14 protein-coding genes are annotated in these 13,574 nt (G+C 66.2%); 3 read left to right on the top strand and 11 right to left on the bottom strand.

Annotation, left to right across the window (positions count from 1 at the left end; translation table 11 throughout):
* Window positions 1-95 precede the first annotated feature (95 nt).
* The 3 genes from OIE68_RS45035 to OIE68_RS45025 all read left to right on the top strand — a co-directional run bounded on the left by OIE68_RS45035 (window position 96) and on the right by OIE68_RS45025 (window position 2,000).
* Window positions 96-608, top strand: coding sequence for a monooxygenase family protein (locus OIE68_RS45035; protein ID WP_327096975.1), 513 nt, complete (start codon window positions 96-98; stop codon window positions 606-608).
* 244 nt (window positions 609-852) lie between these two features.
* The gene (locus OIE68_RS45030; RefSeq protein ID WP_327096974.1) at window positions 853-1,476 is read left to right on the top strand and encodes a low molecular weight phosphatase family protein; all 624 of its coding nucleotides are present in this window, start codon (window positions 853-855) and stop codon (window positions 1,474-1,476) included.
* Window positions 1,477-1,574: 98 nt separating this feature from the next.
* Window positions 1,575-2,000 carry a hypothetical protein gene (locus OIE68_RS45025; protein WP_327096973.1) on the top strand — a complete coding sequence of 142 codons (426 nt, stop codon included), beginning with the start codon at window positions 1,575-1,577 and terminating at the stop codon, window positions 1,998-2,000.
* Between the two features lie 66 nt (window positions 2,001-2,066).
* Here the strand turns inward: OIE68_RS45025 and OIE68_RS45020 are convergent, their stop codons facing one another.
* The 11 genes from OIE68_RS45020 to OIE68_RS44970 form a co-directional block, all read right to left on the bottom strand.
* Window positions 2,067-2,975, bottom strand: a complete 909-nt coding sequence (locus OIE68_RS45020; protein WP_327096972.1) for an acyl-CoA thioesterase II — start codon at window positions 2,973-2,975, stop codon at window positions 2,067-2,069.
* 82 nt (window positions 2,976-3,057) lie between these two features.
* The gene (gene pyk, locus OIE68_RS45015; protein ID WP_327096971.1) at window positions 3,058-4,476 is read right to left on the bottom strand and encodes a pyruvate kinase; all 1,419 of its coding nucleotides are present in this window, start codon (window positions 4,474-4,476) and stop codon (window positions 3,058-3,060) included.
* A 102-nt stretch (window positions 4,477-4,578) separates the two neighbouring features.
* Window positions 4,579-5,247: an amino acid ABC transporter permease gene (locus tag OIE68_RS45010; RefSeq protein ID WP_327096970.1), complete on the bottom strand. Its 669-nt coding sequence runs from the start codon at window positions 5,245-5,247 to the stop codon at window positions 4,579-4,581.
* Between the two features lie 6 nt (window positions 5,248-5,253).
* Complete coding sequence (locus tag OIE68_RS45005) at window positions 5,254-6,009, bottom strand: amino acid ABC transporter substrate-binding protein (RefSeq protein ID WP_327096969.1); 756 nt, start codon at window positions 6,007-6,009, stop codon at window positions 5,254-5,256.
* Between the two features lie 174 nt (window positions 6,010-6,183).
* Window positions 6,184-6,696: a TM2 domain-containing protein gene (locus OIE68_RS45000; protein WP_327096968.1), complete on the bottom strand. Its 513-nt coding sequence runs from the start codon at window positions 6,694-6,696 to the stop codon at window positions 6,184-6,186.
* A gap of 151 nt (window positions 6,697-6,847) precedes the next feature.
* Window positions 6,848-7,996 (bottom strand): prolipoprotein diacylglyceryl transferase, encoded by a 1,149-nt coding sequence (gene lgt, locus OIE68_RS44995; RefSeq protein ID WP_327096967.1) that lies wholly within the window; start codon window positions 7,994-7,996, stop codon window positions 6,848-6,850.
* A gap of 67 nt (window positions 7,997-8,063) precedes the next feature.
* On the bottom strand, window positions 8,064-8,864 hold the full coding sequence (gene trpA, locus OIE68_RS44990; RefSeq protein WP_327096966.1) for a tryptophan synthase subunit alpha: 801 nt from the start codon (window positions 8,862-8,864) through the stop codon (window positions 8,064-8,066).
* Window positions 8,861-10,126, bottom strand: a complete 1,266-nt coding sequence (gene trpB, locus OIE68_RS44985; protein WP_327096965.1) for a tryptophan synthase subunit beta — start codon at window positions 10,124-10,126, stop codon at window positions 8,861-8,863. The genes trpA and trpB overlap by 4 nt, the downstream gene beginning before the upstream one ends.
* An 85-nt stretch (window positions 10,127-10,211) precedes the next feature.
* Window positions 10,212-11,030: an indole-3-glycerol phosphate synthase TrpC gene (gene trpC, locus OIE68_RS44980; protein WP_327096964.1), complete on the bottom strand. Its 819-nt coding sequence runs from the start codon at window positions 11,028-11,030 to the stop codon at window positions 10,212-10,214.
* Window positions 11,031-11,159: 129 nt separating this feature from the next.
* Complete coding sequence (locus tag OIE68_RS44975; protein WP_327096963.1) at window positions 11,160-11,915, bottom strand: TIGR02234 family membrane protein; 756 nt, start codon at window positions 11,913-11,915, stop codon at window positions 11,160-11,162.
* Window positions 11,912-13,462 (bottom strand): anthranilate synthase component I, encoded by a 1,551-nt coding sequence (locus OIE68_RS44970; RefSeq protein ID WP_327096962.1) that lies wholly within the window; start codon window positions 13,460-13,462, stop codon window positions 11,912-11,914. Before OIE68_RS44970 ends, OIE68_RS44975 begins: the two co-directional genes overlap by 4 nt.
* Between the last annotated feature and the right edge of the window lie 112 nt (window positions 13,463-13,574).

Genomic DNA, 13,574 nt, shown 5'->3' with positions numbered 1-13,574 from the left:
GAGGCCCGCTCGGGCGGCGATCGAACTAGGGCGCGGACTGTCTCGTATTTCCGGCGTAGGGTTTGCAATGGGTGGCCCGAGGCGGAGGTGCGTCGATGCGGGTGAACAGGACCACTGTCGATCTGTCCGGATATCCGGATCTGGTCGTCATCTATCTCGGCATGCGGGTACGCAAGCCGCGCGGAATCCTGCGGTTACTCGGTCTGGGCCCGAAACTGTATCGTTCGCACAAGGATCGACCGGACGGGCTGTTGTCGCACGAGGATGTGATCTGGTCGCTGTTTCCGCCGCATTGGGGGGCGCGGCAGTACTGGCGGGATCTGGATTCACTCGAACGGTGGACACGCTCTGCGCCGCACCGGGATTGGTGGCAGAAGTTCCTGCGCGACTCCGGCGGGACCGGATTCTGGCATGAGGCCTACTTCATGCGCGGCGGTATCGATGCGATGTACGACGATACGGGAGCGGCCTCCGGACTCCCGCGTTTCGCACCCGTCGTGGCCTCGCGCGGGCGGATGTTCACGACGCGGCAGCGGGTGTACGGCGAGGCATCCGAGGCGGCACCCGTGGTCACCGAATCCGCTTATTACCGTGGGGAGTCCGAGTAAATCCGATCCCCAACCGTGGCAATACTGTGATGGTTGAAACCGCTCGCGCCGGGTACCTTCAGCAGGACGCCCAGACCTCGACTACCGATCGGCTGCATTGCGGCAACGCGGATCGAGCGTCTATCCGAATACCGGGGCGTACTTCGTGTACGGCACTTGACCAGCAGATGAATATGTGTTCCGTGGGCTGTGATTCGATCTCGACGGCCTTCTGGTCGCCCCGTGCGCGGCCTACCGTATCCGCATGCACGTCCTGTTCGTCTGCAACGGCAATGTCTGCCGTTCGGTAATCGCCGAGCGGCTCACCCGCGCCGTAGCGGTCGAATACAACCTGCCCGGGCTCACCGCAGAGAGTGCGGGAACCCGTGCGCTGGTTGGCTTTCCGATCGAGCCGCTCGCCGCGCGGACGATCGAAGGACTCGGCGCCGACGCCGACCATTTCCGGGCCCGCAAGCTCGAGCCGGAACTGATCGACCGCGCTGATCTGGTGCTCGCCATGACCGAGCAGATCCGGGACCAGGCGGCGCAAATGGGCTTCGGTGCCGGATCGCGCACTTTCACCCTGCTGGAGGCGCATCGCATCGCCAAGGTCACCGGCGCCGAGACCGTCGCCGATCTGCACCATGCCCGCCACGACCTCGCTCTGGTCGGCCGGGAGAATATCGCCGATCCGGTCGGCCTGTCGGAGGCCGCGTTCTGCGAAATAGGGGACCGGATCGCCGAGGCATTGGTGCCGCTGCTGCTGGCCTTGGCGCCGCACGAGCAGCAAAAGCCCGTCGACGACGAGCGCCCGGGCCTGGTGGTCGCCCCCGGAGCGCGGGGGCCCGCGCCGCTGGCCGCCTTCCTTGCCGCCCAGCGAATCCGGTGACACGCAGGGCCCGGTGTCCAATTAGTGGGTAAAGGGATTACACTCGCGCGCGGAATAACTTCCGCCGTTGATGGTTCGACATACGACAGGAATCAGACATGCCGAAACGAATTTCGGATGTTTCGCTCCATGTTTATGTGACACCGGAAACCCTCGATCGCGTCGTCGATTCGGTGCGCGAGGTGGTGGACGACCACCTCCAGGACCGCGATGTCTTCGCGTGGCGCTTCACATTGCCAGTCGAGTCCGACGCACCAGAGCACCTACTACTCGAAACCCAATGGCGCGTAGAGCATCCCGGCCAGGAGCAGGGGGCCCGACGCACCTATGAGATCGCACTCAGCCTGGTCGGTGCGCCGCGCGATCTGACCGCACCGAGCCTGAGCGCGCTGGAGAAGCGCCTGATGTTGGAAACCGCAAGCTGCCCAATGGATCTGGAGATCCCACGGACCATCCGAGTGCAGCGCCGCGACAGCTTCGACTTCGAAACCGAGCGCGAACGATTCCGCCTCCCCGGACCCTAGGCTCCCCCGCCTACCCGCGCCCTTTGCCGGTCGTAGGTGGTTGACTGAGTCGCATGGGTTCCAAACTCATCTACGCGCGGGGAAGTGGCGAATAATGCCTTCCTGGACCGTGGTGGCGAGCAATTCGCCACTGCGGGAGAAGAATCGGCCCGTGGCAAGGCCACGCGAACCAGCTGCCACCGGCGATTCGGTGGCGTAGAGCACCCAATCGTCGAAGCGGAACGGGCGGTGGAACCAGATCGAATGGTTGATCGTCGCGGCCACGATGCGGTCCAGACCCCAGGACAGGCCGTGCGTGGTGATGATCGAATCGAGCACCGTGGTGTCCGACGAATAGCCAAGCGTCGCAACGTGAATCAGCGGATCGTCGGGCAGCCTGCCATCGGCCCGCATCCACACGCGGTTGTGATTGAGCCGCTCCCCCGTGCCCTTCAGGATCCAGGCCGGGTCATTGGTGTACCGCATATCGATCGGATGCGGCGCCTTGACGAACATCTCCAGCTTGTCTTCCAAGCCGGCGAAGCTCTCCTCGACGCGCGGCAGCGTCTCCGGATCCGGCACCTCCGGCTGGGCATGCGCGTGCTCGAGCCCCTTGCCCCAATCCTGGAACGCGGCGAGCATGACAAACAGCTCCTGACCGTCCTGGGTCGCGGTGACCGTGCGGTTGGCCAGCGAGCGTCCGTCGCGGTGGCGGTCGACCTGATATTCGATCGGCTTCTTCACATCGCCACCACGCACGAAATGCGCGTTGACGGCGTGCAACGGACGGTCGCCGTCGACCGTCCGTCCCGCCGCCATGATCGCCTGCGAAACCAGCTGACCGCCGAACGTGCGGCTCCAGACCTTCTCCGGATGCTGGCCGACGAAGACATCCTCGTCGACCTGTTCCAGATCGAGCAGTCCGAGCAGCACGTCGAGGTCGGTACCCGCCGCTGTGGCCCCAAGGCCGACAGCGCCACCCAGCGAAGCGCTCACAACTGCGCCTCGCTGACGCTCGGCTCCGTTGCGACCGCTGACGCTGCTGTGTTCTCGGTTCGTTCGCTGCGCTCACTCACGGCTAATGGTCCTCCTCACCGATACGGTGCACATGGATCAGATTGGTGGAGCCGACAGTACCGGGCGGGGAGCCTGCCACGATTACCACCAGATCACCTTTTTGATATCGCTCCATGGACAGCAGTGCTACATCCACCTGGTGGATCATCGCATCGGTGCTGTCCACCGTCGGGACGATGAAGGTTTCGGTGCCCCAGGTGAGCGACAGCTGGCTGCGCACTTCGGGAAGGGGGGTGAACGCCAGCAACGGCAGCGGGGTGTGCAGACGAGCCAGCCGGCGAACCGTATCGCCGGACTGGGTGAAGGCGACCAACGCCTTGGCATTGAGCCGCTCGCCGATATCGCGGGCGGCGTAGGAGATGACACCGCGCTTGGTGCGCGGCACGTGGGTCAGCGGTGGCACCCGGGTGGATTCGGTCTCCACCGCGTGCACGATGCGCGCCATGGTGCGGACTGTCTCGATCGGATACGCGCCGACCGAGGTCTCACCCGACAGCATCACCGCATCGGCGCCGTCGAGCACCGCATTGGCCACGTCGGAGGCCTCGGCGCGGGTCGGGCGGGAGTTCTCGATCATCGACTCCAGCATCTGGGTCGCGACGATGACCGGCTTGGCATTCTCGCGAGCCATCTGGATGGCCCGCTTCTGCACGATCGGCACCTGCTCGAGCGGCAGTTCGACGCCGAGGTCACCGCGGGCGACCATGACCGCGTCGAAGGCCAGCACGATGGCCTCGAGATTGTCGATGGCCTCGGGCTTCTCCAACTTGCCGATCACCGGAACGCGGCGGCCGACCCGGTCCATCACGTCGTGCACCAGCTCGACATCCGAGGGTGAACGCACGAAGGACAGCGCGATGAAGTCGACGCCGAGCTTGAGCGCGAATTCGAGGTCGTCGATGTCCTTTTCCGACAGCGCGGGCACGGAGACGTCCATACCCGGCAGCGAGACGCCCTTGTTATTGCTGACCGGTCCGCCCTCGGTCACCCGGCAGACGACATCGCTGCCCTCGACCCGAATGACGGTGACGCCGACCTTGCCGTCGTCGATGAGCAGGCGGTCGCCCGGTTTGGCGTCCTTGGCCAGCTCTTTGTAGGTAGTGGAGACGCGATCGTGGGTGCCATCGATCTCGTCGACGGTTATGCGGACCTCTTCACCGTTGGCCCATACGGTCTTGCCCTCTGTGAAGCGGCCCAGCCGGATCTTCGGCCCCTGCAGGTCAGCGAGAATGCCGACCGCCCGGCCGAGATGGTCCGAGGCCTGCCGCACCTTCTTATAGTTCTCGGCATGGTCGGAGTGCTCGCCATGGCTGAAATTCAGCCGCGCCACATCCATGCCACTCTCGACGAGTTCCCGAATACGTTCCTCGGTAGCGGTCGCTGGGCCGAGAGTGCACACAATCTTCGTCCGTCGCATCACGAGTAGAGCCTAGTCCCGTGTAGTGCCCGTAGCCTGCTGTGGCCTCGGTGAAAGCTAGGTGAAAAATATGTACGAAGGCTTAGCGAAAAGTACAAACGGGTCTCAACGTGCGACATGGCGGGACAGCCGAGTTTCCAGGCGGGTCTGGCCGAAGCCGAGGACCAGACAGATCACCCAGTAATACAGCGCGGCGACGCCGTACAGGGCGAAGAAGTCGAAGGTCGGGGCAGCGGCCAGCTGCGCGGTGCGCAGGAGTTCGGTCACCAGGATGGTCGAGGCCAGCGAGGTGTCCTTCACCAGGGAGATGAGAGTGTTGGACAGCGGCGGCACCGCGATCCGCGCGGCCTGCGGCAGGATGATCAGCCGCAACTCCTGGGCATACGACATGCCGAGCGCCTTGGCCGCCTCCCACTGTCCCTCCGCGACGCTCAGGATGGCGGCGCGCACGACCTCGGCAGCGTAACCGCCGACATTGAGGCTGAATGCGATCATCGCCGCCGGAAACGGATCGATGACGATATCGAACTGCGGCAGCGCGTAGAACACGATGAACAGCTGCACCAGCAGCGGCGTGCCCCGAATTATCGAGATGTAGAACCTGGCGGGCGCCGAGAGGAACCACAGCGGTGACATCCGCGCCAGCGCTACGAACAACGCGATGACCAAACCGATGACGAAGCTGATGGCGGTGAGCGGGATGGTCTTGTCGATCGTGGCCTGCAGCATCGGCCACAGGTTGTGCCAGATCAGCTCCCTGGTTGCGGGATCCACGGACGGTTATTTGCTGACGTCGGTGCCGAAGTACTTTTCCGAGATCCTGGCCAGCGTCCCGTCCGCGCGCAGCTGGTCCAGCGCGGTGTTCACCTGGCCGATCAGCGCGTCGTCCTTGCGGGCGGCGAACGCCTGGTTGCTGACCTCACCGGCCTTGGCGGCAATCTTGACGCCGGTGTCGCCGTTCTTCTTGATGTAGTCGAGCGCGACCAGGCTGTCGTTGACGGTCGCGTCGACGCGGCCGGTCTTCAGCAACTGGACCGCCTGCACGAAGCCCTCCACCGCCTCGACCTTCGCCCCCGCGCCCTGGGCGACCTTGGCCCAGTTACTGGTCGCCGACTGCGCGCTGGTCTTGCCGTTCAGGTCCGCGAGCGAAGTGATGTTGTTGCTGTCCGCGCGAGTGAGGATCACGCCCTCGGAGGTGGTGTAGGACTGCGACAGGGCGTACTTGGCCTTGCGCTCGTCGGTGATCGACACCTGGTTGGCGACCAGGTCGAAGCGCTTGGACTCGAGACCGGCGAAGATCGCGTCCCACGGCGTCTGCACGAACTCGATCTTCTTGCCGATCTTGTCCCCGACCGCCTGGATCACCTCGATGTCGTAGCCGGTGAGCTTGCGGTCGGAGCCCTGGTAGCTGAAGGGCGAGTAGGTGCCTTCGGTACCGACCTTCAGCACGTTCGGATCGCTGCTGCTGCCGCAGGCGGTGAGCCCGGTGGCGGCGACGATGGCGAGCATGGCGGCGGCGAACAGCTTGCGGCGCACGGAAGTCCCTCTCTCGACACAAAAACCCGGCTCAGGCTACGCCAGGAAGATACCGACCGACAGTATTGCGATCACGGTGCGCCGAATCCTCGCACAGCCTGCCGAAAATGGCGACGGGCCCCATCGCATCGTCATCCGATGCGACGGGGCCCGTCGGTCGATTGTTCGCGGCGGTCAGTCGCGCAATGGCCGCCCGAGGCTGTCGGGCACCTTGCCGGTCAGCATCATGATGCCGTCGATCAGCGGCCAGATGCCGCCGATACCGCAGGTCAACCAGGTGACCGCGATCTGGGCAATGGCGATGCCGGTATGGCCGGTGTAGAAACGGCCGATGCCGAAGCCGCCGAGGAAGATCTGTAGCAGACCCGCGGTCAGCTTCTGCTTATCCGAGAACGGCACGCCGAACGGGTCACGACCGTACGGTGCTTCCGGATCGTTCGGGTTGTAGCCGCCGCCCGGGTACGGCGCGGGCGGGTAGCCGCCCGGCTGCTGACCATAGGGATCGGGCTGGCCGTACTGCGGCTGGCCGTACTGCGGCTGGCCGTACTGCGGCTGCTGCTGGTTGTACGGATCCGACGGATACTGCTGCCCCGGTGCCTCGGGCTGCTTGTTCAAGTCCGGCCCCGTCCCGGGCGGACCATACTGGGGGCCGCCGAAGCCTGGCTGGTTCTGGTAGGGGTCGGTCACTAAATGTCCTCCATCATTCGTGCATTTCGACGGGCGCTCACCCGCCTCCCCGCGTATTTTGCCGGGCAATTGGGCGCCCGAAGGTATCGTCGCGGACACGCGTTCGCGTGTCTACTCGGTGCACCGACGAGCTGCCCAAGTCGTTATGGGATCAGCCGTCTTTTTTCGAAGTATCGACCTTGCTCTGCTCAGCGCCCGAGGTTTCGGACTCCGTTGCGTTATCGCCGGCGGTATCCGGTTCGTTGCCGGAGTTCTCGGATTTTGTCGGATCCGGATTATCGGCACTGTGCTTCGGCGGCGCTGCTTCCGCCACCGCGGCCGCCTTCGACGCGGACTCGGATTCGGCGCCCGCCGCCCGCAGTGCCCCGATCTGCCACGGCCATGGCCGCGAGACCGTCGACGGTTGCAGTTGATCGGCGGTCTCCCTGCCCTTGGTCGCGAAGACGAAATAGGCGACGGCGGCGAGGAATACGAGTGCCGAGGTGAACGAGTTGATGCGGATACCCGCAATCTTGGTCGCCTCGTCGTCGCGCAGCAGTTCGACGAAGAATCGGCCGAGGCAGTACCCGACGACATAGAGCGCGAACAGGCGGCCATGGCCGATGCGGTAACGCTTATCGATCTGCACCAGCAGCACCACGATCAGCAGGTTCCAGATCATCTCGTACAGGAATGTCGGCTGCACGACCTTGTCGACGATGCCTTGGGAGACACCGTTCATCATGTCGAGCTTGCCCTGATCGTCGAAGCGCAGGTAGATCTCCAGACCCCACGGCAGATCGGTCTTGCGGCCGTAGAGCTCCTGGTTGAAGTAATTGCCGAGCCGGCCGATGGCCTGGGCCAGCAGAATCGGCGGCGCGATCGCATCGCCCAACGCGGGCAATGGAATTCGGTAGACCCGGCAGCCGATCCAGGCGCCGACGCCGCCGAGGAAGACCGCACCCCAGATGCCGAGGCCACCCTGGTAGATCTTCAGCGCATCGATCGGATGACCGTCGGCGCCGAAGTACTTCTGCCAGTCGGTGGCAACGTGATACAGCCGCCCGCCGACCAGACCGAAGGGCACCGCGAACATCGCGACATCGAGAATCGCGCCCTTCTGCCCGCCGCGCGCCTGCCAGCGCCGCTCACCCCACCAGATGGCGACGACGATGCCGACGATGATGCACAGGGCATAGGCCCGTAGCGGGAATGGACCGAGATGCCAAACGCCCTGGGACGGGCTGGGAATGTAGGCCAGCACATCAGCGGTGACGGCACCGTTGCTCAGGACGCTGTCTGCGAGGACTCGTAAGGTCACGGCCCCAACCGTAGCGGAGCACGGCCACATCGCGAGATTCGCGGTCGGCGTGCCCCCTCCCGGACACCTAGGAGGCGACGGTCGCGGAACGAACACCCTCGGCCAGTTCGGCCGTGAGGGTGCGTACCGCGTCGAGTCCCTGGGCCGCGGCGGTCACCAGTGCCGAGCCGACGATGACTCCGTCTGCGTAGGAGGCGATTTCGGCCGCCTGCGCACCGTTTCGCACGCCGAGGCCGACACCGATCGGGATATCGGAGTGGGCGCGGATGCGCGCGCACAACGCCGGGGCCGCGGACGAGACCACATCTCGGGCGCCGGTGACACCCATGGTCGAGGCCGCATAGACGAAGCCGCTGCTGGCCTCCAGCGTCATGACCAGACGCTCCTCGGTGGACGACGGCGCGACCAGGAAGATGCGGTCCAGATCGTGTGCGACCGAGGCGACGAACCAGCTGTCGGCCTCTTCCGGGATGAGGTTGGGGGTGATGATGCCGGACCCGCCCGCGGCGGCCAGATCGCGCGAGAAACGGTCGACGCCGTACTGCAGCACCGGATTCCAGTAGCTCATCACGACGGCCTTACCGCCCGCCGCGGTGATCGCCTCGACCACCGAGAACACATCGCGCACCCGGACACCGCCGCGCAGCGCCTGATCGGCAGCGGCCTGGATGGTCGGTCCGTCCATCACCGGATCGGAGTAGGCGACGCCGACTTCGACTATGTCGCAACCGGATTCGACCATGGTGCGGCATACCTCGATCGAACCGGCCAGATCCGGGTAGCCCGCGGGCAGGTAGCCGATCAGCGCGGCCCGGCCCTCCGCGCGACAGGCGGCGAAGGTGTTGGCAAGGCGTGACTGCTCGCTCACTGGTGGCTCTCCTTGTCGGCGGCGTGGTCGTCGAACAGCCCGAACCATCGTGCCGCCGTGTCCATATCCTTGTCGCCGCGCCCGGACAGGTTCACCAGGATGATCGCGCCCTTGCCGAGTTCCTTGCCCAGCTTCATCGCACCGGCCACCGCATGCGCGGATTCGATCGCCGGGATGATGCCCTCGGCGCGGCTGAGCAGCAGCAGCGCATCCATCGCCTCGACATCGGTGATCGGCTGGTATTCGGCGCGACCGATGTCCTTGAGGTAGGCGTGTTCCGGACCGACACCCGGATAGTCCAAACCGGCCGAGATCGAATGCGATTCGATGGTCTGGCCGTCCTCGTCCTGTAGCAGATACGAGTACGCGCCCTGGAACGCGCCGGGGGTGCCACCGGTGAAAGTCGCGGCGTGCCTTCCGGTTTCGACACCGTCACCGGCCGCCTCGTAACCGATCAGCCGCACGCCGGGATCGTCGATGAAGGGATGGAAAATGCCGATGGCGTTGGAGCCGCCGCCGACGCAGGCCGTGACCGCATCGGGCAGCCGCCCGGTGAGCGCCTGCACCTGGGCGCGGGCCTCCAGCCCGACGATGCGCTGGAGATCGCGCACCATCATCGGGAACGGATGCGGGCCCGCGGCGGTGCCGAAGCAGTAATAGGTGGCGTCGGCATTGGTGACCCAGTCGCGCAGCGCCTCGTTGATCGCATCCTTGAGGGTCTGCGAACCGGTCCGCACCGAGATCACCTCGGCGCCGAGCAGCCGCATGCGGGCCACATTCAGCGCCTGGCGGGCGGTATCGACCGCACCCATGTAGACGACGCATTCGAGGCCGAGCAGTGCGCACGCGGTGGCGGTGGCGACGCCGTGCTGACCTGCGCCGGTCTCCGCGATGACCCGGGACTTGCCCATGCGCTTGGCGAGCAATGCCTGGCCGAGCACGTTATTGATCTTGTGCGAACCGGTGTGGTTCAGATCCTCGCGCTTGAGAATGATGCGCGCATCACCGGCGTGCTCGGCGAGCCGCCGGCATTCGAAGATCGGCGACGGGCGACCGGTGTAGTCGCGCTGCAGCCGGTCCAGTTCGTCGAGGAAGGCGGGATCGAAGCGACATTTCTCGTATTCGGCGGTGACCTCCTCGATCACCGCCATCAGCGCCTCCGGCACATGCCTGCCGCCGTAGACGCCGAAGTGGCCGCCCGGGTCCGGCTCGTGCTCGCTGCGCTCGTGTACACCGTCGGATGCCTTGGGCAGTGCCGTCACGACGACGCCTCGCTGGCGCTCGGCTCCATCGCGCCCGCACGGGCCGCCGTATCGATGGTTCCCTCGCTTCGCTCGCTCACTATCGTCACCGACCCCGCCGCGCGGGCTTCGGGCAGGACGGATGGGTGCCTGCGGTCACCAGTTCGGAGACGGCCGCGCGCGGGTCACCACTGGTGACCAGCCCCTCGCCGACGAGCACGGCATCCGCACCGGCGCCGGCGTAGGCCAGCAGGTCTGCGGTGCCGCGGATCCCGGATTCGGCGATGCGGATGACCTCGGTGGGCAGGCCGGGCGCGATGCGCGCGAAGACATCGCGATCTACCTCGAGAGTCTTGAGGTTGCGGGCGTTCACGCCGATCACGGAGGCGCCGGCTTCGAGAGCGCGGTCGGCCTCTTCCTCGGTGTGCACCTCGACCAGAGCGGTCATGCCGAGCGATTCGGTGCGGTCGATCAGCGAGCTCAGCACGTCCTGTTCCAGGGCGGCCACGATGAGCAGGATGACGTCGGCGCCGTGCGCACGAGCCTCGTGGATCTGGTAGGGCCCGACGACGAAATCCTTGCGCAGGATCGGGATGTTCACGCTGGCGCGGACCGCGTCCAGATCGTCGAGCGACCCGTGGAAGCGACGGCCCTCGGTGAGCACGCTGATGATGCGCGCTCCGCCGTCCTCGTAGGACTTGGCCAGACTCGCCGGGTCCGGGATGTCCGCGAGCTCCCCCTTGGACGGGCTGGCCCGCTTGACCTCGGCAATGACGCCGATGCCGTCTTCGAGGAGCGCGGCGCGGGCGTCCAGCGGCGCGGGCACCGCGGCTGCGGCCGCCTTGATCGCCTGGAAGTCCAAAAGGGCTTCCCGAGCGGCCACATCCGCGCGGACCCCGTCGAGAATCGAGTCGAGTACCGTCATCTGGCTCGAATCCTTTCTGGGGAGACGGACTTGCTGCCTGAGAATCCCCCCAGGCGCTGTCTCACCGATGCTGACAAAGAATAAATGGCTGCTTGTGGCGCAACTGCGCCGGGGTTTGTAGTCACCTGCTCAGACACCTCGATGCCCTTGTTTCCCCTGATCATGATCGGCGGAATTGTCAGTGGCCGAAGCGGGCCGACTCGCTTCCTCGGTCGGGTCGGTGCCCGCGTCCAAGGCGTCCCAGAGCACGCGCTCGGAAAGCTGACCCGTATCGCCCGCCGCCTCGTCGGTGCGCTGACGCGTCACCTGTTCGGTGGCGGCGGTCCTGCGGAAGACTGGATTGTCGTACTTACCGGACAGGCGGGCGGCGTCCTCGGGCATACGGGCCAGCAGGACACCGGCCACGAAGGCCGCCAGCGCTCCCAGCAGCGAAAGTACGGCCGGAAAGTGGGAAGTGACCACCTCGGTGACCGTCGCGCGGCCGGGCAGCTCCGCCAGCGTGGCGGCACGGGCCGCCGTCGCGCCGGATCTGGTCAGCAGGGCGAAGGCGGGAACCGCCGTCACCGCTGCGACCAAGCCGATCAGGACGCCGAACATGCGCCGCAGCCAGCCGCGGGTCGCCAGCACCGCGGCGATGGCGGCCAGCAGCACCAGGGCCAGTGGAGTCAGCGCACCGAACCAGACACCGCCGTTCAGTTTGTCGGTGCGCGGTTCGGTCAGCCCGTCGGTGGACGAGACAGTTACCCACGTCATCCGGGAGGAGCCCCACAGCGCCGCAGCGGCGACGGCGAGCAGGACGATTGCGCCGACCGGATATTTACGCTTCGGGGTCTGTGCGTCCGCCGGGGTGGTCGGATCGGTATCGGCGGGTTCCGAATCGGTCATTCCGCGCTGCCGTCCGCAGGTGCGCTATACGCCCGAACGGTTTTCGCGGCCGCCACCGCCCGCAGCACCGCCATGGCCTTGTTGCGGGATTCGACATCCTCGTAGTCCGGATCCGAATCCGCGACGATGCCGGCACCCGCCTGCACATAGGCGGTGCCGTCCTTCAGCAGTGCGGTGCGAATGGCGATCGCGGTATCCGCATCGCCCGCGAAGTCGAGATAGCCGACGACACCGCCGTAGACGCCGCGGCGGGTGGGCTCGAGTTCCTCGATGAGTTCCATCGCGCGCACCTTCGGCGCACCGGACAGCGTGCCCGCGGGGAAGCAGGCATTGACCGCGTCCAGCGCGATCTTTCCCGGGGCGAGGCGGCCCGAGACCGTCGAGACCAGATGCATGACATGGCTGTAGCGCTCGATGTGCCGATACTCGGTGACCCGCACCGTGCCCGGCTGGCAGACCCGGCCCAGATCGTTGCGGCCGAGGTCGACGAGCATCAGATGCTCGGCGTTCTCCTTCTCGTCGGCCAGCAGCCCCTTCTCCAGCAGCAGATCGTCCTCCTCGGTGGCACCACGCCACCGGGTGCCCGCGATCGGATGGGTCGTCGCCACACCCTCTTTCACGGTCACCAGTGATTCCGGGCTGGAGCCGACGATGGAGAATGCCGTGCCGCCGTCACCGTCCGGGATGTGGATCAGATACATGTACGGGCTCGGATTGGAGGCGCGCAGCATCCGGTACAGGTCCAAAGGCGCGCCGTCGTAATCCATTTCGAAGCGCTGCGAGAGCACCACCTGGAAGGCCTCGCCCGCCTCGATCTCCTTGACCAGGCGACGCACGCCCGCGCCGAACTCGTCGGTGGTGCGGCGGCGGATGTACTGCGGCTCGGGCTGATCGAAGACCGAAACCGTGGACTCCGAGGGCGCGGCCAGCGCGGCGGTCATCCGGTCCAGCCGGGCCACCGCATCGTCATAGGCCTCGTCGACCCGTTCGGCGGTGCCGTTCCAGTTGACCGCATTGGCGATGAGTGTGATCGCGCCCTCGTGGTGGTCGAAGGCCGCGAGATCGGTGGCGAGCATCAGCACCATCTCGGGCAGCCGCAGATCGTCGACGGCGAGGGTGGGCAGTCGCTCGATGCGGCGAACCGCGTCGTAGCCGAGGTAGCCGACCATGCCGCCGGTCAGCGGGGGCAGGCCGGGCAGCCGCTCGGTCTGCAGCAGTTGCAGGGTTTCACGCAGCGCCACCAGCGGATCGCCGCCGCAGGGCGCGTCCACGGGGGTGTGCCCGAGCCAGGCCGCTTCACCGTCCACGACCGTCAGCGCGGATGGGCTGCCGGCACCGATGAACGACCAGCGCGACCAGGACCGCCCGTTCTCCGCGGACTCGAACAGGAAGGTACCGGCCCGTTCCGCGGCCAACTTACGGTAGGCCGACAGCGGAGTTTCGGAGTCCGCCAGCACCTTTCGGGTCACGGGGACCACCCGATGCTCCGCGGCCAGTTCGTGGAACTGTTCGCGGGTCGTTGTGGTGGGAGTGGACGCGCCAGGCATGTGTTCATCATCCCAGGTGGCACCGACAGCCTTGTCGGCGCGTCCCACCTTCCTGAACCGACTGTCCGGTTCTGACGTGCCGCAAGGTCTGGTGACAGCCGTCACTACACTC

The organism is Nocardia vinacea (assembly GCF_035920345.1).
GTDB lineage: Bacteria > Actinomycetota > Actinomycetes > Mycobacteriales > Mycobacteriaceae > Nocardia > Nocardia vinacea_A.
The sequence above is the reverse complement of the archived record's forward strand: the minus strand, read 5'-3'. Positions and strand labels throughout refer to the sequence as shown.

What these genes read in the sequence shown, in the direction of transcription:
- OIE68_RS45025 (WP_327096973.1), top strand. Translation starts at nt 1,575, where the DNA reads ATGCCGAAACGAATTTCGGATGTTTCGCTCCATGTTTATGTGACACCG.
- OIE68_RS44975 (WP_327096963.1), bottom strand. Translation starts at nt 11,915, where the DNA reads ATGACCGATTCGGAACCCGCCGATACCGATCCGACCACCCCGGCGGAC.
- trpC (WP_327096964.1), bottom strand. Translation starts at nt 11,030, where the DNA reads ATGACGGTACTCGACTCGATTCTCGACGGGGTCCGCGCGGATGTGGCC.
- OIE68_RS45035 (WP_327096975.1), top strand. Translation starts at nt 96, where the DNA reads ATGCGGGTGAACAGGACCACTGTCGATCTGTCCGGATATCCGGATCTG.
- OIE68_RS45030 (WP_327096974.1), top strand. Translation starts at nt 853, where the DNA reads ATGCACGTCCTGTTCGTCTGCAACGGCAATGTCTGCCGTTCGGTAATC.
- OIE68_RS44970 (WP_327096962.1), bottom strand. Translation starts at nt 13,462, where the DNA reads ATGCCTGGCGCGTCCACTCCCACCACAACGACCCGCGAACAGTTCCAC.